We start from the raw sequence: 21598 nt of genomic DNA, 5'->3' as shown, positions 1-21598 counted from the left end.
CCCGGAGCCAAAAGGCTTCCGGGCGTTCGTGCTGCTCAGTGTGAGTGGCTAGGGGCGGGGTCGAACCGCCGACCTTCCGCTTTTCAGGCGGACGCTCGTACCAACTGAGCTACCTAGCCGTACCGCCGAGAATTCGGCGAGCGCGGTCCTGACGGGATTTGAACCCGCGGCCTCCACCTTGACAGGGTGGCGAGCACTCCTAACTGCTCCACAGGACCTCAGTTTCGGCCGCTTACCGGGCTTGCCCGGTCCGCGTCCGCGGTTCCATTCTGCCAGACGTCCGGCAGTGGTCGAACCGCTTTGTACCCCCAACGGGATTCGAACCCGCGCTACCGCCTTGAAAGGGCGGCGTCCTAGGCCGCTAGACGATGGGGGCCCGTGTGACAGGTCCAGCATAGGGGAGATTCCCACCAACACCAAAGCGATTTGCCCACTCCGGCGAAAGCGCCCCGACCTGCGACAACGCCCGTTCAGCGCCCGTTCAGCGGTTGCGTCCGCCGGTCGGGGACGCCTCGTCGGCCTCGGGTTCGGGCTCGCCCAGCGGGCGGTCGGGGTCGGTCTCGATGTGCCGTTCGACCTGGGCCGATGTGAGCCCCAGCCCGCCGAGGTCGATGTCGTCGCGGGCCTGGAGCCGCCCGGTCTCGGAGTCGAAGTACAGCACCGAGGCCTGGTAGGGGGTCGGCCGGCCGCGGCCGTGATCAAGGCCACGCAGGCCGGCGCCGCCGGTGGAGCCCTGGCTCAGGAACCGGGTGCCCTGGTCGGTGAGCCGGGTGGAGCGCAGGTGGTCGCCGCCGGTGAGCACCAGCGGGACGACCCCGTCGAACGCCTCCGCCTGGGTCTGCGTGTGCAGGAGGGCGAGGTCGACCTCCTCCCGGCCTCCGATGACCTCCGCGGCCTGTTCCCGGCCGAGCGCGGCCACGCCCTCGGTGGTCGGGTTGAGGCGGGTGGCGTCGGGTGTGTACCGCGGGTCGCCCGCCCCGTACAGGGTGAGCCCGCCGACCTCGCGGACCTCGCCGTCGAGCACCACGGCGTTGGGCTGGGCGGCCACGGCGCGCTGGGTGCCCATGGAGTCGTGCTGTCCGCGCACCCACACGTAGGGGACGTCGAGTTTGCCGATCTCGTCGGCGAACACGTCCTCGGCGGCGCTGCCCCGGTCGGTGAGGTCGCCCGAGTCCACGATGAAGTCGACGGCGTACTGCTCCCGCAGGGTGCGGATGATGCTCCACGACGCCGGGTTGAGCTGGATGTCGGACACGTGCAGGACCCGGACGACGGACTCGTCCTCCTCGTACACCGGCAGGCCCGAGGTCGCCTCGTAGATCATGGCGACGTTGCCGACCAGTCCGGCGAGCTGCTCCTGGTACTCGTTGAACCGGCCCACGACCTCCTCGGCGCTGCCGACCACCTGGGGCGCGCCGGCGATGAGGCCGGTGTAGCGGGGTTCGGCGATGGCGCTCGGGTTGAACGTGTACCCGGCGGCCGCCCCGGACCCGGCCAGGACGGCCAGGCAGACCCCGGACCCGGCCAGCGCCCGCCACGCGTTGCGGAACAGCAGCAGGCCCATGATCGCGGCGCCCAGCGCGGCGGCGAGCACCGAGCGGACCACCAGGGCGATGACGCCCTCGCGCAGGTCGCTGCCGATCCCGGCGGCCATCCGGTTGATGGCGTCGGGGTCGGCGAACATCTCCTGGGCGGCGGAGAGCCGGATGTCGGAGATGGTGGCCTCCAGCCGCAGCGGCGCGCTGTGGGTGTCGAAGGCGAGCTGTCCCAGGGGCGCGACGTTGACGACGGTCTCGCCCCGCCACTGGGGGCTGAGGCTCAGGGTGACGTCGGCGGGGCCGATCGGGGTGACGACCTGCCCGGCCAGGGCCAGGCCGAGCCATCCGCCCACCAGGCCCGCGGCGACGACGCAGCTCCAGCGCCAGAGCCGGCCGGCGCGTATCCGGGAGAGGGCCTCGCGGAACCGCCGGGCGGCTCCGCGGTAGTCGTACGCGCGGATCGCTTCCCAAGACAACACACCCCCATCATGCCGCTGACGGGGACCGTTCCCAACGTTTCCTCCCGTCCAGAGTGTTATGTCGATCCCGCTCGCCCGGACCGGGTCCGGTGGCGCGGCGGGCGGGCGGCACAATGGCGGTTGTGGTGGAACTGACGCGCAGGGAGTTCGAGGAACTGGTCGCCGACGCGCTGGACGAGATCCCGCCGGAGCTGGCGGGCCTCATGGACAACGTGGTGATCACCGTCCAGGACGAGTCTCCGGACGGGCTGCTGGGCCTGTACGAGGGCATTCCGCTGACCGAACGGGGGGATTCCTACTTCGGTGTGCTGCCGGACCAGATCTTCATCTACCGGTTCAATATCTGTGCGATCTGCGAGACCCGTGAGGACGTCGTCGAGGAAGTCCTGATCACGGTGGTCCACGAGATCGCGCACCATTTCGGCATCGACGACGAACGCCTGCACGAGCTGGGCTGGGGCTGATCAGGGTCGTCCCCATGGACGCCGTGCGACAGTCCGAAACCCCCTATCCCCGGGGGGACCGGGTCCCACTCCCGGGGCTCTCCGTGCACGCCGCCGCGGCCGGAGGGCACCGGCCCCCCGCATCCGAATCCCTTTCCCACCCGGCTTTTCCGCCGTGAGCTGGGCGGACGATCCGGAGTACCGATAGGGCGCGAGATCCCGTGACCCGACGATCCATTACCCCCAGCAACGAATCAGACACGAATTCCTTGCAACGGCTTGCGAGGAAGCTCACGTTCCGGGACGGTTGGTCATTGGGACACGACACAGCGTGATTTCAACCCTGTAACAGTAAGGGAGTGCCGGATGGCCAATCCGCGCCTCGACAAGACACCTGACGGCGAGGGTCCCGATCCCTCGTCCCCCCCGCAGAAGGACGCTTGGCGCAGCAGCTACCGCGAGGTCATGGCGATCGGGGAATTCCGCGCCATCTGGTCGGCCCACATCATCTCCACCGTCGGCACCAACCTCCTCAACATCGCCGCGAGCATCCTCGTCTACCAGATCACCGGCTCCCCCCTGGCCGCGGGCTTCACCATCGCCCTCGGCTTCCTCCCCCCGCTCATCGCCGGACCGCTCCTGTCCGGGCTGGCCGACCTCTTCCCCCGCCGCCAGGTGATGATGGTCTGCGACCTCATCCGCGCCCTGCTCATCGTCTCCATCGGCATCCCGGGACTGCCGCTGTGGGCGGTCTGGACGCTGCTGTTCTGCTCGGTGCTGCCCGCGCTCCCCTTCGCCGCGGCCCGCGCCGCCCTGTTGACCGAGATCGTCCAGGGCGAGCGCTACGTGGCCGGCACGGCCATCATCCAGCTCACCGGGCAGGTCGGGGTCCTGGTGGGCTTCATGGCCGGCGGTTTCACCTCGGGCCTGTTCGGCCCGCACGCCACCGTGATGTGCAACGGGGCGCTGTTCGTGGTGACCGCGCTCATCGTGCGGTTCGGGGTCGGGACGCGCCCGGCGCCCGAACGCGGGGACAAGTCGGAGGGCGGCGGCTTCCTGCCGATGATCACCGGCGGGGCCAAGCTCGTCTTCGGTGACCCCCGGCTGCGCACGCTCGCGCTGCTGGCCTGGCTGGCCGGGCTCTACATGGTCCCCTACGGGTTGGCGACCCCGCTGGCGGCCGAGGCGGGCGGCGGCGAGACCGCGGCCGGGGTCGTCATGGCGGGAACGTCGATCGGCGCCCTCGTGGGCGGCCTGGTCCTGACCCGCCTGGTACCGCCGGTGACCCGGCTCCGGCTGCTGGGGCCGCTGGCCGTGCTGTCGTCGGTCCCGCTGCTGGTGTGGCTGTTCGACCCGCCGCTGTGGCTCATGGTGACCGCGCTGGCGCTGTCCGGCGCGAGCGCCTCCTACCAGTTCGTGGCCAACGCCGCGTTCGTGCTGTGCGTTCCGGGGGAGGGGCGGGCGCGGGCCTTCGGCCTGGTCGCCGCGGGTCTTCAGGTCTCCCAGGGGTTGGGCATCCTGGCGGGCGGCTTCTTCGCCGAGTTCTTCGGCACCGGAACGGTGGTGGTGGGCGCGGGTGTGCTGGGCATCGCGTGCGCGCTGCTGCTGGTCCTGCCCTGGTCGCGGATGAGCGACGAGGTCACGCGCAGAATGCAGGAGACCGAGACCCCGGCCTGATCACGGGCCCGGTCTCGCACCGCGCTGTCGGTCCCCGCGCCGCCCGCGGGCCGTCACCGCCCCGATCTCTAGGATCGGGGCCGACGGCCCGCGGTGTCGGCGCAGCGCTCGCCGGTGTTCTCGCGCTCCTCCTCGGTCTCACGGTCGGTCCGCTGGAGGTCGCGTCGTTCCCACCCCGGGTGCGCTCGGAGGCTCCACATCAGTTCTGTCCCGGCTTTCCCTGGAAGTTGCGGATGATCTGTTCGAGCAGCGAGTGCTGCTCTCCCTCGGCCGGCATGATCAGCAGCGCGAGGACGTAGACGAAGATGCCGCTGAAGCCGAGCACGGTGAGGACCACGAACACGAGGCGGACGATGTTGGCGTCGATGCCGAAGTAATCGGCGATACCGCCGCACACACCGGCGAGGAAGCGGTTGTCGTTGCTGCGCCGGAAGCGCTTGCCCTGGAGTTTCTCGTTCATGTCCTCAGCCTGCCCGCCCACGGCGGTGTTTCCCATCGGGGAGAGCCCTGGAGCGTCCCTGACATCCCCCCGACGCCCCTGACGGGGCTCCGGGCCGCACCCCGGCGGGGTGCGCGGAGGTTGGACGCGGGAGGCGCTCCTGGCGTTCCCTCCGCCCGGTGAGTCATGGAGCACACTACGGGCCGGGTACGACGAACGGCGTCCATCCGGCGTCCATCCGGCGGCCGCCCGGCGGTCCCCGCGGGCGGCGGCTCAGCGCGGGCCGTACACCTCGCCCAGAACGCGGAACGCGGAACGGATCCGGGCGCGCACGCCCTCGGCGTCCTCCTCCTCCGAGTACCGCAGGTTCCGCATGGTGTGCCGCATGACGGCCATCGCCGTCACCGCTGCCAGCTGGGACCGCTCCGACTCGGGCGGCTCGCCCAGGCGCTCGGCGATGGCCCCGGCCATCATCTGCTCCATGTCGTGGAACCGGGCCAGCACCCCGGGGACGAGCTGGGGCTCCCGGTCCATCAGCCGCTTGCGCAGCCGCATCTCCTCCCGCTGGGCGGGGAGGTCCTCGGTGTCGAGGAGGAACGCGATGAGCAGCCCGATGAGGTCGTTGGTGAAGTCCCCGGTGGGTCCGCCCGCGGCGAACTCCCGGGTGGCGCCCGCGTCGACGGTGCCGGGCAGGTCGCCCAGGAGGGCCTCCTCCTTGGTCCCGAAGTAGTTGAAGAAGGTCCGGGTGGAGACGCCGACGTCGGCGGCGATCTCCTCCACGGTGACGTTCTCCAGGCCGTGTTCGAGCGTGAGCCGCACCGCGGCCTCCCGGAGGGCGCGCCGTGTGGCCGCCTTCTTGCGCTCGCGCAGCCCCATCCGCTCCTCCTCCCTCCGTTGGCCGGTCACCTGTCGCGCTCCTCTCCCGGTCCGCGCCGGTCCTGTCGGCGCGGTTCTCCTCGTCACTGTGCCAGGAACGGGGGACGGCGGGGTACTTCCGGGCCCCGGAGGGTGCGCGCCCGGGCCGGAAAGTGCCGCGAAACGGCTGATTCGACCATCCGGCGTGAGGAATCCGACAGGAATGACCGCGCTTCTCCGGCTTCCCGGAAAAGGACGACCGGAATTTCGACGGCGAAGGAAAGAAACCACGAACACACATGTCCGGAAAACTTCGGGAAAGTCCCACCCCGAGCCGCGGCCACCAGTACAGTCTCCTCAGCAGTGAGTGCGTTCCCCCTTCATTTCGGACATCGGACCCCCGGTCCGTCATCACCAAGGAGCACATGTGGCTCGGAATAGGTTGCGTGCCGCTCTCGTCGCAGCGGCGGCCCTGGCCACCCTCGTCGCCGCCCCCGGCCCCGCCCAGGCGGCCTCCACGACCGGAGCGCTCATGATCACGCACGTGCGGCCCAACGCCGCCGGCGCGGACATCAAGAACAACCGGCAGACGAACCTCAACGGCGAGTACTTCATCATCAAGAACGTCACGAAGAAGACGGTGAACCTCGCCGGGTACGTCCCCGACATCACCACCAACACCTACGGGCGGCCGCTGCCGGCCTACAACCTCCCGGCCGGCGCCCGCGTGTACGTGCACACCGGCAGCGGGACCAACCGCAAGGACGCCAACGGGAACCACCACGTGTACCGGGGCTACGCCCGCCACGTGCTGCCCAACGACGGCACCACCCAGAACCCGAACCTGCGGCTGAAGAAGCCGAACTCACGGGACGACAACAAGGCGGCCGGGACCATCAGCAGCTGCGACTGGAAGAAGGCGGCGGACGGCAAGACCTACGCCTGCTGACCCCTTGTCACTGAACCTCTGAACCTCTGACACTGCTCACTGCTCACTGTGCCCCCGGACCCGCGACCTCCGGGGGTTCTCTCGTTCCCGGCGCCTGCCGACCTTCGTCGAAGGCAGGTGTTGCTTTTTGCCTCCTTACGGGCGATGTGCCGCCCCCGCCCCGGCTCGTAGTGTCGTCCCGACCGTGCCATCACAACCGTGCCGCCGCGGGGCGTCCGGCACGACCGGGAGGACATCCATGACCTGGCCGGAGGCCCTGCTCCTGGGCGCGACCGCCCTGCTGCTGCTCGCCCTGTGCCTGCCGGCCCGGGTGCGCCGGCCCGCGGTCGTCTCGGGGATGTCCCTGGTGGCGCTCTGCGCCGCGGCCGGACTCCTGACCGAGATCCCGGCCGGGTTCCCGACCGGACTCCCGACCGGGCTCCCGGCCGGCCCCCGCTGGCAGTGGCTCCCGATCGCGGCGGGCGCGCTCCTCGCACTCGCGCTGGGCGCCCTGCGCCTGCGGGGGCCGCGGCCGGACCGGCGCCGGGGCCCGCGGGCCACCGCGTTCACGCTGGCCCTGCTCGCCTGTCTGAGCTCGGCGGGCCTGGGCGGGCTGGCGGCCTGGGCGGTCCCGGTCCCCGCCTTCCCCGAGCCCTCGGGGCCGCACCCGGTCGGCGTGGTCACCGTGCAGTGGGAGGACCCCGACCGCGAGGAGACCTGGACCGACGACCCGGCGGACCACCGGGTGGTCGTGGCCCGGGTCTGGTACCCGGCCTCCCCCGATGCCACCGGGGAGCCCGCGCTCTACCTGGGGCGCGACGCCGCCGAGGCGGACACCGTGGCCGCGGGGCTGGCCGCGGGGTTCGGCGTTCCGCCGCTCGTGCTCTCCGACGCGGCGGCCGCCCGCGCCCACGCGCTCACCGACGCGCCTCCCGCCGCGGGCCCGCACCCGGTGGTGCTCTTCTCCCCCGGCCTGGGCGGGGTCCGCACCCAGAACACGGTGTGGGCGGAGGGGCTGGCCTCCCACGGCCACATCGTGGTGGCGCTGGACCACCCCTACGACTCGGCGGTGGTGGTACTCGACGACGGGACCGAGGTGCGCGGGGCGCTGAAGGCCACCGGCGACCCGCTGGAGGACGACCTGCTGGCCCGGGAGTGGGCGGACATCCGCGCCGCCGACCTGGACCTGGCCCTGGTCCGGCTGCTGGAGGCGGACGGCGGACCGCTGGCGGGACTGGCCGACCCCGACCGGGTGGCCGTGGCCGGGCACTCCCTGGGCGGGGCGGCCGCGCTGCTGGCGGCCGCGGACGACCCGCGCTACAAAGCAGTGATCAACCTGGACGGCCTGCCGCGGCTGTCCGAGGACTCCTCTCTGCCGCAGCCGCTGCTGGCCCTGGTGGCGGACTCCGGCACCGGCAGCGCGGAGGGCGACACCCGCTACGCGCTGGCGCTGGACGCGGCGTTCGCGGCGTCCGACGAACCCGGGTACGCGCTCACCGTGCCGGGGACGGCGCACCTGGGGTTCAGCGACTCCCCGTTCCTGCTCCCGCCCTTCCCGTCGCTGGTGGGCTCCCTGGGCCGGGAGGAGACGGCCCGGATCACCGAGGCGGCCTGCCTGGCCTTCCTCGACGCGAGCCTGAACAACGCCGGTACCGACGTCGCAGCGGTCCTCACGGAGCTGGGCGAGGTCACCCCGATGCCGTAGCCCGCCCCGCTCCCGGTCCCCCTCCCGGCCCCGTCGGCGCCGCGGGGAGCGGGGGCGGCGCCTGCCCGTACACCTCGGCGAGCAGGGCGACCGCGGCGAACGCGGCGGGGTGCGGGTCGTGCGGCCGCCAGACCGCCCGGACCGGGATGGTCGGGGCGTCGCGCACCGGCCGGAACACGACCCCGTCGCGGCGGTACTGGGCGACCGTGCCCTCGGCGGTGATGCCCACGCAGCGGCCGGTGGCGATCTCGGCCAGCCAGTCGTCGATGTCCTGGGTGTGCTCCAGCGCGGGCCGCCGGTCGGCGGGCCACAGGTGGGCGGTGGTGGTGCCGGTGCGGCGGTCCACGAGGACCCGCCGGTCGGCGATCTCGGCCAGGCGCACGGAGCGCCGCCGGGCCCAGGGGTCGTCGGAGGCCATGGCGCAGACGCGGCGTTCGTGGCCGACGACCGCGCCGTCGAACCGGCGCCCGTCCACGGCCGCGCGCACCACGGCCAGGTCGCAGGCGCCCTCGGCGAGTCCGGCGGTGGGGGTGTTGGTGCGGACCAGGTGCAGTTCCACGTCGGGGTGGCGTTCGGCCCACAAACGCTGGAACCGGCGGGTGTGCCGCCCCACCGCGGACCAGGCGTGGCCCAGGCGCAGGCGGCGGTGGCCGCTGGTGGCCTCGGTGACCAGGTCGTCGACCTCGGCCAGGACGGTCCGGGCGCGGGCCAGCACCCGGCGTCCGGCGGCGGTGGGGGTGACCTCGCGGCTGGTGCGGTGCAGCAGCCGGGTGCCCAGGGCGCGTTCGAGGGCGGCCAGGCCCCGGGACACCGCGGCCTGGGAGACGCCCAGGTGCAGGGCGGCGTCGGTGAAGGTCCCGGTGTCGGCGATGGCGACCAGGCAGCGCAGGTGGCGCAGCTCCACATCCATGCGCTCAGCGTATGCGAGCGCCGTCGCATGCATTTTGCGCATGCGCGGACCGGCCGCATGATCCGGACATGGAGACGTCGACGCAGGCGCGCCCGGCGGGCGCGGGACAGGGCACCGGCGGCACCGGGGACTCCCGGGACGGGCGCGGACGCCTGGCCGGGATGGCGGTGATGCTGGGCGGCGGGGTGTCCAACCAGGTGGGCGCCTCGCTGGGGGCGCTGGCCTTCCCGGTGATCGGCCCGGCCGGGGTGGTGGCGGTGCGCCAGTGGGTGGCGGCCGCGGTGCTGTTCGCGGTGGCGCGGCCCCGGCTGCGGGCGCTGACCCGGGAACAGTGGCGGCCGATCGTCGCCATGGGCCTGGTCTTCGGGTGCATGAACCTGACCCTGTACTCGGCGGTGGACCGGATCGGGCTGGGCCTGGCGGTGACCCTGGAGTTCCTGGGCCCGCTGGCGGTGGCGCTGGTGTCCTCGCGCCGGTGGACGGACCTGGGGTGCGCGCTGGCCGCCGGGGGCGCGGTGGCGGTGCTGATGCGCCCGCAGCCCAGCAGCGACCATCTGGGGATCGGGCTGGCGCTCGCGGCCGCGGCCTGCTGGGCGGCGTACATCCTGCTCAACCGGACGGTGGGGCGGCGGGTGCCGGGGACCGAGGGCTCGGCCGCCGCGGCGGGGGTGTCCGCCCTGGTCTTCCTCCCGGTCGGGGCGTGGGTGCTGTGGCACCAGCCGCCGACCTGGGCGGCGCTGGGGTGCGCGGTGGCGGCGGGGCTGCTGTCGTCGACGGTGCCGTTCCTGGGCGACCTGTACGCGCTGCGTCGGGTGCCCGCCCGGTTCTTCGGCCTGTTCATGAGTGTGCACCCGGTGATGGCGGCGCTGGCCGGGCTGGTGGTCCTGGGCCAGGACCTGGCCTGGCCGGACTGGGCGGCGATCGCCGCGGTGGTGGCGGCCAACGCGGTGAGCGCGACCACCGGACGCCGCCGCTGATCGCGGTCCGACACGTCGGGGCCCCGCCCCACCTGTGGTGGAGCGGGGCCCTGCGCGTGCGGAACGCGGGGATCAGAGCAGGAAGATCCCGATCGTGCCGATCGCGGCGAAGGCCGCCGTGCCTTCGATGGCGGTCGCCACGCTGAGGGTCCGGTAGGCGGTCGCCACCGGGATCCGGCCCAGCTGGGAGACCACCCAGAAGTAGGAGTCGTTGGCGTGCGAGACGACCATCGCGCCCGCGCCCACCGCCAGCACGCTCAGCAGCATGCCCTCCGGGGAGTCCAGGCCCAGGGCGGGCAGCATCGGGGCGAGCATCGCCGAGGTGCTGACCATCGACACCGTGGAGGAGCCCTGCGCGGTCTTGAGCGCGGCGGCGATGATGAACGGCACCGCCAGGCCCAGGCCCAGCCCGCTGAGGTTGTCCGACAGGAAACCGGTCAGCGGGGAGGCGGCCAGCACCGCGCCGAACGCGGCACCGGCGCCGGTGATCAGCAGGATCGGGCCGGCGACGCGCACCGACTCACCGATCTGGTCGTTGAAGCGCTCCAGCTTGCCGTGCCCGCGCAGCAGCAGGGCGGCCGCGGCCAGGCCGAACATCAGCGCGATGACCGGGGTGCCGACGAAGGAGATCGCGTCGAAGGCGGCGCCCTCTCCGATCGGGCGGCCCGGCAGCTTGACGATCGAGGCCGAGCAGATGAGCAGCAGCGGCAGCAGGATCGGGAAGAACGCCAGGAACGCGTTGGGCAGGCGGCCGTAGCTCGCGCGCAGCTCGTCGTAGGACTGCTCGGCGAGGTCCTCGTCGGTCTCGGCGGGCAGCGGCGTGAACTCCTTGCGGGAGAACAGGCTCGCGTAGACCAGGCCGGCGATCGCGGCCACGGCGGCCACCGGCAGGCCGATGGCGATGAGCAGGCCCAGGTTGTCGGTGACGCCCAGGTTCTCGGCGGCGGCCAGCGGGCCCGGGGTCGGCGGGACCAGGGTGTGCGTGGCGTACAGGCCGGTCATCAGCGCGATCGAGGTGGCCAGGGTGGACACGCCGGTGCGCAGGGTCACGGCCTTGCGCAGCGAGTTGAGGATGACGTAGCCGGAGTCGCAGAACACCGGGATGGAGACGATGTAGCCGATGAGGGACATCGTCAGGTTCGGGAAGCGGGTGCCGAGCACCTTGATCAGCGCCTCGGCCATCGCGATCGCGGCGCCCGAGCGCTCCAGGATCACACCGATCATGGTGCCGAACAGGATCACCAGGCCGATGTTGCCCATGGTGTTGCCGAAGGCGGTCGTCACGGTGGTGACGACCTCGCCCAGCGGGATGCGGTAGGCGAAGGCCCCGATCAGGGCGGCGCCGATGAGCGCGAGGAAGGGGCTGACCTTCCAGCGCGCGGTGACGAGCACGATGGCCGCCACCAGGACGAGCAGGATGAGCAACGAGGTCACGGTCGGTGTTCCTTTTGAGCGTGCGGGGATGCGAAGTGGTGGGCGAGGAGCCGGCAGCAGTTGGAGGTCGTCCACTCGATGTCGGCGAGGACCTCCTCGCTCATCCGTTCCAGGGTCCGGGGACCCCGGGCGGTGGAGAAGGCGGCGGTGACGCCCGACCGCCGGAGTTCCTCGGGGGTGACCGAGACGTCTCCGGCGATGACCACGACGGGGCGTCCCGCCGGGGCGAGGCGGCGGACCGCGTCGACGACCTTGCCGCCCAGGGACTGGCCGTCGAACCGGCCCTCCCCGGTGAGGACCAGGTCGGCGTCGGCCATCAGGCGTTCGGCGTCCAGGACCTCGGCGACCATGCGGGAGCCGGGGACGACCTCGGCGCCCAGCAGGGCCAGGAGCGGGGCGGGCAGGCCGCCCGCCGCGCCCAGGCCGGGGCGGTCGCGGACGTCCTCCCCGGTGGCCTGCGCGAGGACGTCGGCCAGGCGGGACAGCCCGGCGTCCAGGACGCGCACGTCGTCGGGGCCGGCGCCCTTCTGCGGGCCGAAGACCGCGGCGGCCCCCCGGTCGCCGACCAGGGGGTTGGTGACGTCGCAGGCGATGCGCCAGCGCACGCTCCGGGCGCGCGGGTCGAGCCCGGAGGTGTCCAGCCGGTCCAGTGCGGTGAGGCTCCCGCCCCCGTCGGGGAGCTCGGCGCCGTCCCGGTCCAGCGGGCGGGCGCCGAGCGCGCGGAGCAGGCCGGTGCCGCCGTCGGTGGTGGCCGAACCGCCGATGCACAGGAGGATCTCCTCGACCCCCGCGTCCAGCAGCGCCGTGACCAGGGGACCGATGCCCCGGGTGGTCGCGGTCAGCGGGCGCAGGGGGACGTCGGAGACCAGGGGCAGGCCGTTGGCCTCGGCCGCCTCGATGATCCCGGTGCGGCCGTCCGGGGACAGGCCGTAGCGGGCCTGTACCGGTCGGCCCAGGGCGTCGGTGGTGTCCACCGTGCGCGCCTCGGTGCCCCAGGCACCCAGGAGCGCGTCGAGGGTGCCCTCGCCGCCGTCCGCGAACGGCAGGGTGTGGACGGTCGCCTCGATGCCCGCCGCGTCGAAGGCGTCGCGGACGCCCCGCTCCATGGCCGCCGCCACGTCCACGGCCCGGGCACTGCCCTTGAAGGAGTCCGGGACGATGGCGACGCGGACGGGAAAGCCCTGGTCATGTACGTGCAACGCGTTGGACATGTCGGAGAGCCTAAGAAGAAACCCCGTGCGATTCGACGGTGTCTCGCCCAGACTTCCTGTGAGTTCGTGTTCAGGCTGTGTGCGAAACGCACAAGGCTTCACGCGCGTAGAGCGCCATCTGCAACCCGGCCAGGTGGTCGGCGCGGCGGATGTCCGCGCCCGTGGCGGCGCGGATCCGCTCCACCCGCTGGAGCAGGGTGTTGCGGTGGACGTACACCGAGTCCGCCGCCGCCTGCATGGAGGTGGTCGACGCCACCGCCAGCAGGGTGCGCCGCTGCGCCTCGCTCAGCGCCGACGCCCGCCCGGCCAGGTGCTCCAGGCTGCGCCGGGGCAGGTGGGCAACGGCCACGGCGATGTCGCGCGACCACGGCTCGGTGCTCCCCAGTGTGGGGATGAGCCCGGCGTAGCGGCACAGTGCCCGCGCCTCCTCGGCGTGGGCCAGCAGCGCCCCGACGTCGTCGGTGGGCTCGGTGGCGGTGTGCCGGACGTCCGCGGGCATCGGGAGGTCGGGGGCCGCCCCCGAACCCACCAGCCACAGGGCGCCGTGCAGGACCGCGGACCGGTGTCCGCAGTCCGTGTTGAACCGGGCCACCGCGGTGTCGGCCAGCGGCGGCGGGGCGGCCGCCGCGTCCGGCCGGGGCGCCCCGGCCGTCCACAGCGCCAGCGACCAGGGCGGGGCCAGCCCGGCGGCGGCCAGCCGGGCCCGCGCGGACTCCGCGGAGGCGGTGCCCGAGGACAGGGCGGCGATGAGGTCGCGGGCCTCGGTGTGGCGGCGGGTGGCGGCGTCCTGTTCGTCCTCCTGGGCGATGAGCAGCTGCACGGTCAGCGCCACCACGCGGGCCAGCGGGGCGACCTCCCGGGGGTCGCCGGTGATGCCGACGACGCCGCGCAGCTCGCCGCCGATGAACAGCGGCTCGTTGGCGCCGGGCCGGTCGGAGGTCCCGGGTTCGGGGGCGGTGATGAGGACGGGCCGCCCCTCGGCGATGACCCGCTGGGCGCCCCGGTGCAGGGTGCCGCGGCGTTCGGGGTCCAGGCAGGCGATGATCGTGCCGTGCTCGTCCATCACGTTGACGTTGTGGCTGATCGTGGGGGCGATGAGGTCGACGACCCGCTGGGCGAGCTCCCCGCTCAGCGGCGCCCGGTCGGGGTTTTCTGCCATGGCCACCAGGATAGGGAGCCGCCGCGGCCGACCCGCCCTCCCGCGCCCGGGGCGGGGTCGGAGGCGGGATCGGGCCCTGGGCCCGGGGGTCCCTAGGCTGGCGGGATGGAGTCCCCCGGGTGCGGCCACCTGACGGCCCGACTGCCCTCCCCGCTGGAGGAGGTGCGCGACCCCCGGCTGGGCGGGGTGCGGCTACTGCTCAAGCGCGAGGACCTCATCCACCCCGAGGTGCCCGGCAACAAGTGGCGCAAGCTCCACCGCAACCTGGCGCGGGCGCACGAGGCGGGGGCCGACACCCTGCTGACCTTCGGCGGCGCCTACTCCAACCACATCCGGGCGGTGGCCGCCGCCGGGCGGGCCTGCGGGTTCGCGACCGTCGGGGTGATCCGCGGGGAGGAGCACCGGCCGCTCAACCCCGTGCTGGAGTACGCAGCGGGCCGGGGCATGCGGCTGGCCTACCTGGACCGGGCGACCTACCGGGCCAAGCACACCCCGGAGGTGGTCGCGGGGCTGCGCGACCGGTTCGGCGACTTCCACCTGCTGCCCGAGGGCGGCAGCAACGCCGAGGCGGTGCTGGGGTGCGTGCCCGTCGCCGCGGAGATCGACACCGGCTTCGACGTGCTGTGCTGCGCCTGCGGCACCGGCGGCACCCTCGCCGGGGTCGCCGCCGGACTGGGCCCGGGACGGCGGGCGCTGGGGTTCTCGGTGCTCAGGGGCGGGGGCTTCCTGGCCGACGAGGTGCGGCGGCTCCAGCGGGAGGCGGGGGTGGCCGGCGGCCACTGGGAGGTCGAGACCGGCTACCACTTCGGCGGGTACGCCCGCTGCACGGCCGAGCTGCGGGCGTTCATCGCGGAGTTCCGCGACCGGCACGGGCTGGAGTTGGAGCGCGTCTACGTGGCCAAGATGCTCGCCGGGATCTACGACCTCGCCGCCCGCGGCCGCCTGCGCCCGGGCACGACGGTGGTCGCCCTCGTCACCGGAGCGGCCGGTGACTCCGCGTAGATACCTCGGCCGGACGTGAACCAGGCGGTCGGCTCCGGAGTCCTTCCCGGGGAGGGGATTCCTCCACGGTCGGGGAGGACGGCGACGGATGCGGCACACGGAGGAACAGGCGGGCGTCCCCGCTCCGAAGGCGGCGGTCGTGGTCGCCCGGATCCATCAGGTGTTCCAGACCCTGGCCTACCTGATGCTGCTGATCTACTCCCTCGGCGGAACCGTGTGGATGGCCGTGCACGGCGAGGGCAACGTCATCCTCTACTGGATGTTCCTGGCCGTGCTGCTCGGCCTCTGGTGGGCCGTCGTCCTGACGGGGTGGCCCCTGTACCTCTGGGCCCGGTACCCCGGCGCCGGTTCCGCCGCGCTCCGGCGGGCGGGGATCGGCGGACTCGTCCTGGCCGCGGTCTATCTGGCGCCGCACATCCTCCTGCTCTTCTGACCCCCCGGCCGGGTACGGGGGAAGCCGGGTCGGGGAAGGCAGGGGTCCGCGCGGCCGGGGTCAGGGGAGCCGGGTGCCGGGGAGGCCGGGTGTCCGAGGCAGGGGTCCGCGCGGCCGGGTGCCGGGGAGGCCGGAGGTCAGGGAAGGGTCGGGGTCAGGGGAGTTCGTGGACGCGGCCGGTGGCGGCGCCCTCGATGGACTTGACGTAGGCCTCGGCGACGGCGGCCAGGTCCACGGGGGTGTACCCGGGGAAGAAGTCGCCGTAGTCGTCCAGGCTCTCGGTGAACACCGAGGGGCTGATCGCGTTGATCCGCCGCGGCGCGATCTCCACCGCCGCCGCCCGGACGAACGCCTCCAGCGCGCCGTTGGCCATCGCCGCCGCGCTGCCGGTGACGATGGGATCGCGCGCCAGGATGCCCGTGATCAGCGTGAACGACCCGCGCGGGGCGACGTGGGGCAGGCCGGTGCGCACCAGGTCGATCTGGGCGAGCACCTTGCCCTCGAACGCACGGGTGTAGTCCCGCGACTCCATCTCGGCGAGCGGCCGGTAGGGCACGTCGCCGGCGGCGCTGGCCACCGCGTCCACCGTCCCGACCTGTTCCCACAGCGCGGCCAGCTGCTGCGGGTCGGTGATGTCGCAGCGGAGGTCGCCGCCGCTGCGGGCGACCGCCACCACCTCGTGTCCGCGTTCGGCCAGTGTGCGGCGCAGCGCCGATCCCAGTTTTCCGGTGGCTCCAACGAGCAGAATCCTCATGCGCTCACGGTAGGCCGTGTTCCGCCTTCGGCCGCACGGGCGCGGCCGCGGCGCGCCGCCAGGACGACGAGCAGGCCCGCGACGACCCCGACGAAGTAGGGGGACGGCACGAGCAGGATGCCACTGACCAGGCACCACGCCGCCAGCACCCAGCCGACCCAGGCGGGGACCGCCACCCCGCGCCCGGCGAGGTTCCAGACCAGGGCGCCCAGCACGACCAGGGGCACGGAGAAGCTTCCGGGCCCGGCCCAGAAGGTGACCTCGTTGGACAGCTCGGCCACGGTCAGGCCGGTGTTGTCGAGCTGTAGCGGGACGGCCGCCCACAGGCCGCGTTCCGCCCAGGCCGAGACGTCCGACCACAGGAACACCGTCAGCAGTGCCAGGTGGCCCGCCCCCAGCGTGATCATGATGCCGCTCGCCCAGCGCAGCATCGCGCGCCCCGCGTTACGTTCGGTCATGGCCCGCCCCGTTCTATACGCATCCGTATAACTTATATGTACGGTAGCGTACAAACGACCGCCGCAACACCCCTGAGAACAGGTGACCAGGTGCCGCCCACAGCCCGTACCCCGCGCAGCCGCTGGATCGAAGCCGGACTCGACGCCCTCGCCCGGGGCGGCCCCGACGCCGTCCGGGTCGAGGCCCTGGCCGCCGGGCTCGGCGTGACCAAGGGCGGGTTCTACGGGTACTTCGACGGCCGCCCCGCGCTGCTCGCCGAACTCCTGGACGAGTGGGAGCGCCGCAGCACCAACGACGTCCTGGCCCGCGTCGAGGCCGAGGGCGGCAGCCCCGCCGAGAAGATCCGCCGCGCCGGGCTGCTGACCTTCACCGACGAGCTGCACCGGATCGACCTCGCCGTCCGCGAGTGGGCCCGCCAGGACCCGGCGGTCGCCGAGCGGCTGCGCCGGGTCGACAACGTGCGGATGGACTTCCTGCGCACGATGTTCGCGGGCTTCATCGACGACCCGGACGAGGTCGAGGCGCGCTGCACCCTGGCGTTCGCGCTGGCCATCGGCCGCCACTTCATCGCCGTGGACCACCCGGGGCGCACCCACCGCGAGGCGATCGTGCTCGCCGGGGACCGTCTGCTGCGGCCCTGAGGCGTTCCGTCCGGCGGCCCCTGGGCCGTTCCGTCCTGCGGCCCTGAGGTGGTCCGTCGGCAGTCCTGAGGCGGTCCGTCCGGTGCTCCTGAACCGGTCCGTCCGGCGTTCCCGAGGCGTTCCGTCACCGGCCCGGGGTACCCTCCCGCCATGGTGGAGACCCCTGTCCTGGACTGGCTGCTCGACTCCGACCCGAGCCTGCGCTGGCGGGTGGAGCGCGACCTCGCCCGCGCCCCCGAAGAGGTGTGGCGGGCCACCCGCGCCCGGGTCCCGCACGAAGGGTTCGGCGCGGCCCTGCTCTCCCGCCAGGACCCCGACGGCCGGTGGGCGGGCGGCGCCTACTTCCCCGCGGACGCCTCCCGGGACGAACCCGGCCAGCCCTGGACGGCCACCACCTGGTCGCTCAACGCCCTGCGCGAATGGGGTGTGGAACCCGGCGCGCTGCGGCCGGACACCGCCGGGCTGCTGGCGCGCAACGCCCGCTGGGAGTACGACGACCTGCCCTACTGGGGCGGTGAGGTCGACGCCTGCATCAACGCCTACACGCTGGCCAACGGCGCCTGGCTGGGCGCCGACGTGTCACCGATCGCCGACTGGTTCGTGGAGCACCGGCTCACCGACGGCGGCTGGAACTGCATGTGGGTGGAGGGGGCGACCCGCTCCTCCTTCCACTCCACGCTGAACTCCGTGCGGGACATCCTCGACCATGAGGTCCGCACCGGCGGCACCGACACCCTGCGCGAGGCCCGGCACGCGGCCCAGGAGTACCTGCTCGAACGCCGCCTGTTCCGGCGGCTGTCCACGGGTGAGCCGCACCCATGGGCGACGGACCTCGCCTACCCGTTCCGCTGGCGCTACAGCGTGCTCCGGGCCGCCGACCACTTCCGCACCGCCTCCCTGCACGAGGGCGCCGCGCCCGACCCGCGGCTGGAAGAGGCGATCGAGCTGATCCGCGCCGCCCGCGACCCCGACGGCACCTGGCACCAGCGGCAGCGGTACGAGGGCCGGGTGTGGTTCGAGGTGGACGCCCCGCCGGGCGAGCCGTCCCGCGGGCTCACCTTCCACGCCCTGCGGGTCCTCGACTGGTGGGACTCCGCCCGCCCCTGACACCGCCCCCGACACCGTTCACAGCAGGTCCCCGGCGTACCGCGCCACCGTCAGGAACACGGCCCCGGCGAGGAACACCATCGGGAAGTACAGCGCCGGCGCGGCCACCAGCGCCCCCACCCGGGCACGCCACCCCCGCCTGGGCGCGCCGCCTCCGGCAGGCGGCCGGCAGGAGCAGGGCCGCCGCCACCTCCACGGCGATCCCGACGGGATGGGCCGGGTGCTCGAAGCCGAGCATCCGGACACCCATCCAGGTGGAGACCGGCAGTGTCGCCAGGGGGAACGCCGCCGACCAGGCCCGGGCTCCGGGTCCTCGGCCGGTGCGCAGGCCGTACCCGAGCATCCCCAGCAGGGCCCCGAACCCGACTGCCACCCGAACCCGACTGCCGGCGGGAACCAGGCCCGGTACGCGAGCAGGCCACGGCCCGGGGGCGGCTGTTCGACCGCCAGGCGCCCCAGCACCCCGAACAGGGCCGCGAGCACCCCGACGACGATGAGGTGTTCTCGACTCACGCGGGAGTAGAGGACGGAACCTGGCCGCTACGGGTGCGAGAGTGGTCGTGGGCCGCGGGGGACGCGGCATCCCGGCGCGGCCGGGAGGGACGCACGGAGGTACACGCCATGACCGTTCTGGACGACCGGGCGCTCAACCGCGCCGCGCTCGCCCGGCAGGCCCTGCTCGAACCCTCCGACCGGTCGGCCCTGGACCTGGTCACCCACCTGTGCGGCCTCCAGGCCCAGGAGCCGCAGGAGCCGTTCGTGGGCCTGTGGACCCGGCTGCGCGACTTCAAGGCGTCGACGCTGTCGGACCTGCTGACCGAACGCCGCGTGGTGCGGGTCCACCTCATGCGCCGCACCGTCCACCTGATGACCGCCGAGGACGTGCTGGCCTGGCGCTCCCGGTTCGGCGCCATGCTGCGCCAGAAGGTCGCCGCGGTCTACCGGCAGGACCTCGACGGCGTGGACCTGTCCGAGCTGGAGGCCGCCGGCCGGGCGGTGCTGGCCGACGGCGAGCCCCGCACCATGGCCGAACTCGTGGACGCCGTCATCGACCGCTGGCCCGGCAGGCAGCGGCGGGCGCTGGGCGAGATGCTGATCGCCGCCCTGATCCCGGTCGTGCAGACCCCGCCGCGCGGGCTGTGGCGTGCCAAGGGCGGGGTGCGCGTCGCCCTGCTGTCGGACTGGACCGGCCGCGAGCCCGCGCCCCACGAGCCGGACGACTCGGAGGGTGCCGATGGCGCCGCTGGTTCCGGCGGTTCTGGTGGTTTTAGTGGTTCTGGCGGTTCCGGTGGTATCCGCGGCACCGGTGGCACCGACCCGGTCGGGCGGGAACTCGTCCGGCGTTACCTCGCCGCCTACGGCCCCGCCACCTCCAGCGACCTGCGGGCGTGGTGCGGGGTGGCCGGGCTGCCCGCCGCGGTGGCCGCGGTCCGGGACGAGCTGGTGTCCTTCCGCGACACGAACGGCCGGGAGCTGCTGGACCTGCCCGGCGCCCCGCTGCCCGACCCCGGAACGCCCGCGCCGGTGCGGTTCCTGCCCGCCTTCGACAACGCCGTCCTGGGCTACCAGCACCGCGGCCGGATCGTCGACGACGAGCACCGCGGCCTGTCCGTGGCCGGTGAGCGGGTGGTGCTGGTGGACGGCCGGGTCACCGCGACCTGGACGAGCCGGGACGACACCGTGTCCGTCGCCCCGCTGCGCCCGCTCACGGGGGCGGAGCGGGACGCCGTGGTCGAGCGGGGGGAGGAACTGGCGGGGTTCCTGTCGGACGGGGAGTCACGGCGGGTTCGCGTCGACGGTTGAGGGGTGGGTCCGGGGCCGGGCCTGGGAAGGGCCCGAGCTCAGGGAGGGTTCAAGCCCGGAGAAGGCTCAAACCCAGGGAAGGCCCAGACCCGGGAAGGGTTCGGGCCCGGGGAGGCTTGGGCTCGGAAAAGGCTCGGGCCTGGGGAAGGCCCGGACCCGGGGAGGGTTCAGACCCGGGGGAAGTACGTGTCGGTGAAGGTGTTGCGGAACTTCCCCTGGGGGTCGAACCGCTTCACCAGCGCGGCGAAGTCCGCGGCCCGCTCATAGGAGGCCGCGACCCCGGCCGGGGGCAGGGTGCTGAGCTTGCCCCAGTGCGGCCGCGCCCCCAGGGGCGCCAGCCGCTCCTCCGCCGCCGCCAGCACCGGGGCAACCGCCTCCGGGTCCCGCCGCCAGGTGAAGTGGAACGCCACCGAGTCGCGCCCGTACGCCGGGCTCAGCCACAGGTCGTCGGCGCGCACCGTGCGCACCTCGGAGATGTGCAGCACCGGGGCGATCCGCTCCCCCAGGCCGCGCAGGGCTGCGAACCCCTCGGCGGCCGCCGCCCGCGGCAGGTAGAACTCGGACTGCAACTCCTCCCCCGCGCTCGGCGCGAACTCGGGACGGAAGTGCGGCAGCCGCTCGAACCAGGGACCGACCGCGCCCAGCTGCTCGGTGGCGGGCCCGGCGGGCATCCCCGGCACCGGGTGCTGCGGGGTGTCCGCGGGGCGCCCGCCGTCCCAGGCCCCCGCCTGCTCCCCCTCGCGGTGCTTGAGCCAGACCCGGCCGGTGTCCCCGCCCCAGTCGGTGAACAGGCTGACGCTGTACGCGGAGCCGAACACCGCGTCCACGTTCGCCGCCACCTCTGTCAGCGGAACGTCGAGCCGGACCCGCTGGGACACGGAGAACGCCGGCTCGACCTCCAGGGTGAGCCGGGTGACCACGCCGAGGGCGCCCAGGGCCACCACCGCGCCGGGGAACGCCTCCGGGTCGGTGTCCCGGCCCAGCCGCACCGTCTCCCCGTCGGGTCCCAGGAGTTCGAGCCCACGGACTGCGGCTGCCAGGCAGCGCAGCCGGTCACCGGAACCGTGGGTTCCGGTGGCGCAGGAACCGGCCACCGAGATGTGCGGCAGCGAGGCCATGTTGGCCAGGGCGAGGCCCTGCCGGTGCAGCTCGGCGGCGAGTTCGGCGTAGCGGGTGCCAGCGGAGACGGTGACGGTGGTGGGGGTGGGAGTAGGGGCGTCGCCGGTGGCGGCCTGCCGGTGCACCTCGATCTCCTGGGGCAGGCCGTCCAGGCGCACCAGGTCGTGGTCGGAGTCGGCGACCCGGTTGAACGAGTGGCCGCTGCCCAGCGCCCGGATCCGCGGGGTGTCCCGGACCAGGGCGCGCAGGGCGTCGAGGTCGGTGGGCCGGTGGACGCGGGGGCTGGCGTAGGTGAGGTTCCCGGCCCAGTTGCGGATGGGTGTGGGGGAAGTGGGCGAAGCGGGCGAGGTGGACATGGGCTCTCCAGGGGTGCGGCGGGGGCCCACGCTATCGAACCGGAGAGTGGGCCGGGGAGTGGGCGGCCACCCATCTCTTTTTTCGATCGCTGGAATGAAAAACGGATATTGGACGCGCCCGCCCGAATCCGGGGATGCTGTTTTCAGAGAACCCGGGAAAGGCGAAAGG

21 protein-coding genes and 3 tRNA genes are annotated in these 21598 nt (G+C 73.6%); 10 read left to right on the top strand and 14 right to left on the bottom strand.

The features are described 5' to 3' along the window. Nucleotides 1-45 precede the first annotated feature (45 nt). From ACJOT3_RS04815 to ACJOT3_RS04800, 4 genes are all read right to left on the bottom strand, one after another. A tRNA-Phe gene (locus tag ACJOT3_RS04815) sits at nt 46-119 on the bottom strand. Between the two features lie 24 nt (nt 120-143). Continuing rightward, a tRNA-Asp gene (locus tag ACJOT3_RS04810) sits at nt 144-218 on the bottom strand. Nucleotides 219-303: 85 nt separating this feature from the next. Further along, a tRNA-Glu gene (locus tag ACJOT3_RS04805) sits at nt 304-376 on the bottom strand. Between the two features lie 105 nt (nt 377-481). Beyond that, a complete protein-coding gene (locus ACJOT3_RS04800; protein WP_406969186.1) occupies nt 482-2014 on the bottom strand; it encodes a metallophosphoesterase family protein in 1533 nt (510 codons plus the stop codon). Between the two features lie 116 nt (nt 2015-2130). Here ACJOT3_RS04800 and ACJOT3_RS04795 point away from each other — a divergent pair, with 116 nt between their 5' ends. Continuing rightward, nucleotides 2131-2481, top strand: a complete 351-nt coding sequence (locus tag ACJOT3_RS04795) for a metallopeptidase family protein (protein WP_406969180.1) — start codon at nt 2131-2133, stop codon at nt 2479-2481. A 345-nt stretch (nt 2482-2826) separates the two neighbouring features. Further along, nucleotides 2827-4137: an MFS transporter gene (locus ACJOT3_RS04790; RefSeq protein ID WP_406969178.1), complete on the top strand. Its 1311-nt coding sequence runs from the start codon at nt 2827-2829 to the stop codon at nt 4135-4137. A gap of 68 nt (nt 4138-4205) precedes the next feature. Here ACJOT3_RS04790 and ACJOT3_RS04785 read toward each other — a convergent pair whose 3' ends face one another. The 3 genes from ACJOT3_RS04785 to ACJOT3_RS04775 form a co-directional block, all read right to left on the bottom strand. Beyond that, nucleotides 4206-4337, bottom strand: coding sequence for a hypothetical protein (locus tag ACJOT3_RS04785; protein WP_406969176.1), 132 nt, complete (start codon nt 4335-4337; stop codon nt 4206-4208). After that, nucleotides 4337-4597 carry a PspC domain-containing protein gene (locus ACJOT3_RS04780; protein ID WP_406969174.1) on the bottom strand — a complete coding sequence of 87 codons (261 nt, stop codon included), beginning with the start codon at nt 4595-4597 and terminating at the stop codon, nt 4337-4339. Before ACJOT3_RS04780 ends, ACJOT3_RS04785 begins: the two co-directional genes overlap by 1 nt. A gap of 252 nt (nt 4598-4849) precedes the next feature. Beyond that, on the bottom strand, nt 4850-5452 hold the full coding sequence (locus ACJOT3_RS04775) for a TetR/AcrR family transcriptional regulator (RefSeq protein ID WP_406969184.1): 603 nt from the start codon (nt 5450-5452) through the stop codon (nt 4850-4852). Between the two features lie 406 nt (nt 5453-5858). On the opposite strand from ACJOT3_RS04775, the gene ACJOT3_RS04770 reads away from it, so the two are divergent. Further along, nucleotides 5859-6380: a lamin tail domain-containing protein gene (locus ACJOT3_RS04770; RefSeq protein WP_406969172.1), complete on the top strand. Its 522-nt coding sequence runs from the start codon at nt 5859-5861 to the stop codon at nt 6378-6380. Nucleotides 6381-6618: 238 nt separating this feature from the next. Continuing rightward, nucleotides 6619-8064, top strand: coding sequence for an alpha/beta hydrolase family protein (locus ACJOT3_RS04765; protein ID WP_406969170.1), 1446 nt, complete (start codon nt 6619-6621; stop codon nt 8062-8064). Here the strand turns inward: ACJOT3_RS04765 and ACJOT3_RS04760 are convergent. After that, nucleotides 8048-8974: a LysR family transcriptional regulator gene (locus tag ACJOT3_RS04760; protein WP_406969168.1), complete on the bottom strand. Its 927-nt coding sequence runs from the start codon at nt 8972-8974 to the stop codon at nt 8048-8050. The genes ACJOT3_RS04765 and ACJOT3_RS04760 overlap by 17 nt on opposite strands. Before the next feature lie 68 nt (nt 8975-9042). Here ACJOT3_RS04760 and ACJOT3_RS04755 point away from each other — a divergent pair, with 68 nt between their 5' ends. After that, nucleotides 9043-9951: an EamA family transporter gene (locus ACJOT3_RS04755; RefSeq protein WP_406969166.1), complete on the top strand. Its 909-nt coding sequence runs from the start codon at nt 9043-9045 to the stop codon at nt 9949-9951. A gap of 72 nt (nt 9952-10023) precedes the next feature. On the opposite strand, the gene ACJOT3_RS04750 is transcribed toward ACJOT3_RS04755, so the two are convergent. The 3 genes from ACJOT3_RS04750 to ACJOT3_RS04740 form a co-directional block, all read right to left on the bottom strand. Next, nucleotides 10024-11385, bottom strand: coding sequence for a GntP family permease (locus tag ACJOT3_RS04750; RefSeq protein ID WP_406969164.1), 1362 nt, complete (start codon nt 11383-11385; stop codon nt 10024-10026). Next, complete coding sequence (locus tag ACJOT3_RS04745) at nt 11382-12596, bottom strand: glycerate kinase (RefSeq protein ID WP_406969162.1); 1215 nt, start codon at nt 12594-12596, stop codon at nt 11382-11384. The genes ACJOT3_RS04750 and ACJOT3_RS04745 overlap by 4 nt, the downstream gene beginning before the upstream one ends. Nucleotides 12597-12666: 70 nt before the next feature. Beyond that, complete coding sequence (locus ACJOT3_RS04740) at nt 12667-13755, bottom strand: sugar diacid recognition domain-containing protein (protein WP_406969160.1); 1089 nt, start codon at nt 13753-13755, stop codon at nt 12667-12669. A gap of 105 nt (nt 13756-13860) precedes the next feature. Here ACJOT3_RS04740 and ACJOT3_RS04735 point away from each other — a divergent pair, with 105 nt between their 5' ends. Both ACJOT3_RS04735 and ACJOT3_RS04730 read left to right on the top strand, forming a co-directional pair. Further along, nucleotides 13861-14757 carry a 1-aminocyclopropane-1-carboxylate deaminase/D-cysteine desulfhydrase gene (locus ACJOT3_RS04735; RefSeq protein ID WP_406969158.1) on the top strand — a complete coding sequence of 299 codons (897 nt, stop codon included), beginning with the start codon at nt 13861-13863 and terminating at the stop codon, nt 14755-14757. 88 nt (nt 14758-14845) lie between these two features. Next, nucleotides 14846-15190, top strand: a complete 345-nt coding sequence (locus ACJOT3_RS04730) for a hypothetical protein (RefSeq protein ID WP_406969156.1) — start codon at nt 14846-14848, stop codon at nt 15188-15190. A gap of 154 nt (nt 15191-15344) precedes the next feature. On the opposite strand, the gene ACJOT3_RS04725 is transcribed toward ACJOT3_RS04730, so the two are convergent. Both ACJOT3_RS04725 and ACJOT3_RS04720 read right to left on the bottom strand, forming a co-directional pair. Further along, entirely contained in the window at nt 15345-15944 is a 600-nt protein-coding gene (locus tag ACJOT3_RS04725; protein WP_406969154.1) for a short chain dehydrogenase, read from the bottom strand. Further along, nucleotides 15941-16402 (bottom strand): DUF6463 family protein, encoded by a 462-nt coding sequence (locus ACJOT3_RS04720; RefSeq protein WP_406969152.1) that lies wholly within the window; start codon nt 16400-16402, stop codon nt 15941-15943. Before ACJOT3_RS04720 ends, ACJOT3_RS04725 begins: the two co-directional genes overlap by 4 nt. Nucleotides 16403-16492: 90 nt before the next feature. On the opposite strand from ACJOT3_RS04720, the gene ACJOT3_RS04715 reads away from it, so the two are divergent. From ACJOT3_RS04715 to ACJOT3_RS04705, 3 genes are all read left to right on the top strand, one after another. Then, nucleotides 16493-17044, top strand: a complete 552-nt coding sequence (locus tag ACJOT3_RS04715) for a TetR/AcrR family transcriptional regulator (RefSeq protein ID WP_406969150.1) — start codon at nt 16493-16495, stop codon at nt 17042-17044. Between the two features lie 150 nt (nt 17045-17194). Then, nucleotides 17195-18151: a squalene cyclase gene (locus ACJOT3_RS04710; protein ID WP_406969148.1), complete on the top strand. Its 957-nt coding sequence runs from the start codon at nt 17195-17197 to the stop codon at nt 18149-18151. A gap of 621 nt (nt 18152-18772) precedes the next feature. After that, complete coding sequence (locus tag ACJOT3_RS04705; RefSeq protein ID WP_406969146.1) at nt 18773-19954, top strand: winged helix DNA-binding domain-containing protein; 1182 nt, start codon at nt 18773-18775, stop codon at nt 19952-19954. Nucleotides 19955-20121: 167 nt separating this feature from the next. Here the strand turns inward: ACJOT3_RS04705 and ACJOT3_RS04700 are convergent, their stop codons facing one another. Then, nucleotides 20122-21429: a D-arabinono-1,4-lactone oxidase gene (locus ACJOT3_RS04700; RefSeq protein WP_406969144.1), complete on the bottom strand. Its 1308-nt coding sequence runs from the start codon at nt 21427-21429 to the stop codon at nt 20122-20124. Nucleotides 21430-21598: the final 169 nt, after the last annotated feature.

It is taken from the genome of Nocardiopsis protaetiae, assembly GCF_045446735.1.
Classification (GTDB): domain Bacteria; phylum Actinomycetota; class Actinomycetes; order Streptosporangiales; family Streptosporangiaceae; genus Nocardiopsis; species Nocardiopsis protaetiae.
This window is presented reverse-complemented; position numbering and strand designations above follow the sequence as displayed.

Excerpts from the sequence above, each read along its gene's own strand:
- ACJOT3_RS04795 (WP_406969180.1), top strand. The coding sequence starts at position 2,131 with ATGGCGGTTGTGGTGGAACTGACGCGCAGGGAGTTCGAGGAACTGGTC.
- ACJOT3_RS04790 (WP_406969178.1), top strand. The coding sequence starts at position 2,827 with ATGGCCAATCCGCGCCTCGACAAGACACCTGACGGCGAGGGTCCCGAT.
- ACJOT3_RS04785 (WP_406969176.1), bottom strand. The coding sequence starts at position 4,337 with ATGTGGAGCCTCCGAGCGCACCCGGGGTGGGAACGACGCGACCTCCAG.
- ACJOT3_RS04780 (WP_406969174.1), bottom strand. The coding sequence starts at position 4,597 with ATGAACGAGAAACTCCAGGGCAAGCGCTTCCGGCGCAGCAACGACAAC.
- ACJOT3_RS04775 (WP_406969184.1), bottom strand. The coding sequence starts at position 5,452 with ATGGGGCTGCGCGAGCGCAAGAAGGCGGCCACACGGCGCGCCCTCCGG.
- ACJOT3_RS04765 (WP_406969170.1), top strand. The coding sequence starts at position 6,619 with ATGACCTGGCCGGAGGCCCTGCTCCTGGGCGCGACCGCCCTGCTGCTG.
- ACJOT3_RS04760 (WP_406969168.1), bottom strand. The coding sequence starts at position 8,974 with ATGGATGTGGAGCTGCGCCACCTGCGCTGCCTGGTCGCCATCGCCGAC.
- ACJOT3_RS04755 (WP_406969166.1), top strand. The coding sequence starts at position 9,043 with ATGGAGACGTCGACGCAGGCGCGCCCGGCGGGCGCGGGACAGGGCACC.
- ACJOT3_RS04745 (WP_406969162.1), bottom strand. The coding sequence starts at position 12,596 with ATGTCCAACGCGTTGCACGTACATGACCAGGGCTTTCCCGTCCGCGTC.
- ACJOT3_RS04740 (WP_406969160.1), bottom strand. The coding sequence starts at position 13,755 with ATGGCAGAAAACCCCGACCGGGCGCCGCTGAGCGGGGAGCTCGCCCAG.
- ACJOT3_RS04735 (WP_406969158.1), top strand. The coding sequence starts at position 13,861 with ATGGAGTCCCCCGGGTGCGGCCACCTGACGGCCCGACTGCCCTCCCCG.
- ACJOT3_RS04730 (WP_406969156.1), top strand. The coding sequence starts at position 14,846 with ATGCGGCACACGGAGGAACAGGCGGGCGTCCCCGCTCCGAAGGCGGCG.
- ACJOT3_RS04725 (WP_406969154.1), bottom strand. The coding sequence starts at position 15,944 with ATGAGGATTCTGCTCGTTGGAGCCACCGGAAAACTGGGATCGGCGCTG.
- ACJOT3_RS04720 (WP_406969152.1), bottom strand. The coding sequence starts at position 16,402 with ATGACCGAACGTAACGCGGGGCGCGCGATGCTGCGCTGGGCGAGCGGC.
- ACJOT3_RS04710 (WP_406969148.1), top strand. The coding sequence starts at position 17,195 with ATGGTGGAGACCCCTGTCCTGGACTGGCTGCTCGACTCCGACCCGAGC.
- ACJOT3_RS04705 (WP_406969146.1), top strand. The coding sequence starts at position 18,773 with ATGACCGTTCTGGACGACCGGGCGCTCAACCGCGCCGCGCTCGCCCGG.
- ACJOT3_RS04700 (WP_406969144.1), bottom strand. The coding sequence starts at position 21,429 with ATGTCCACCTCGCCCGCTTCGCCCACTTCCCCCACACCCATCCGCAAC.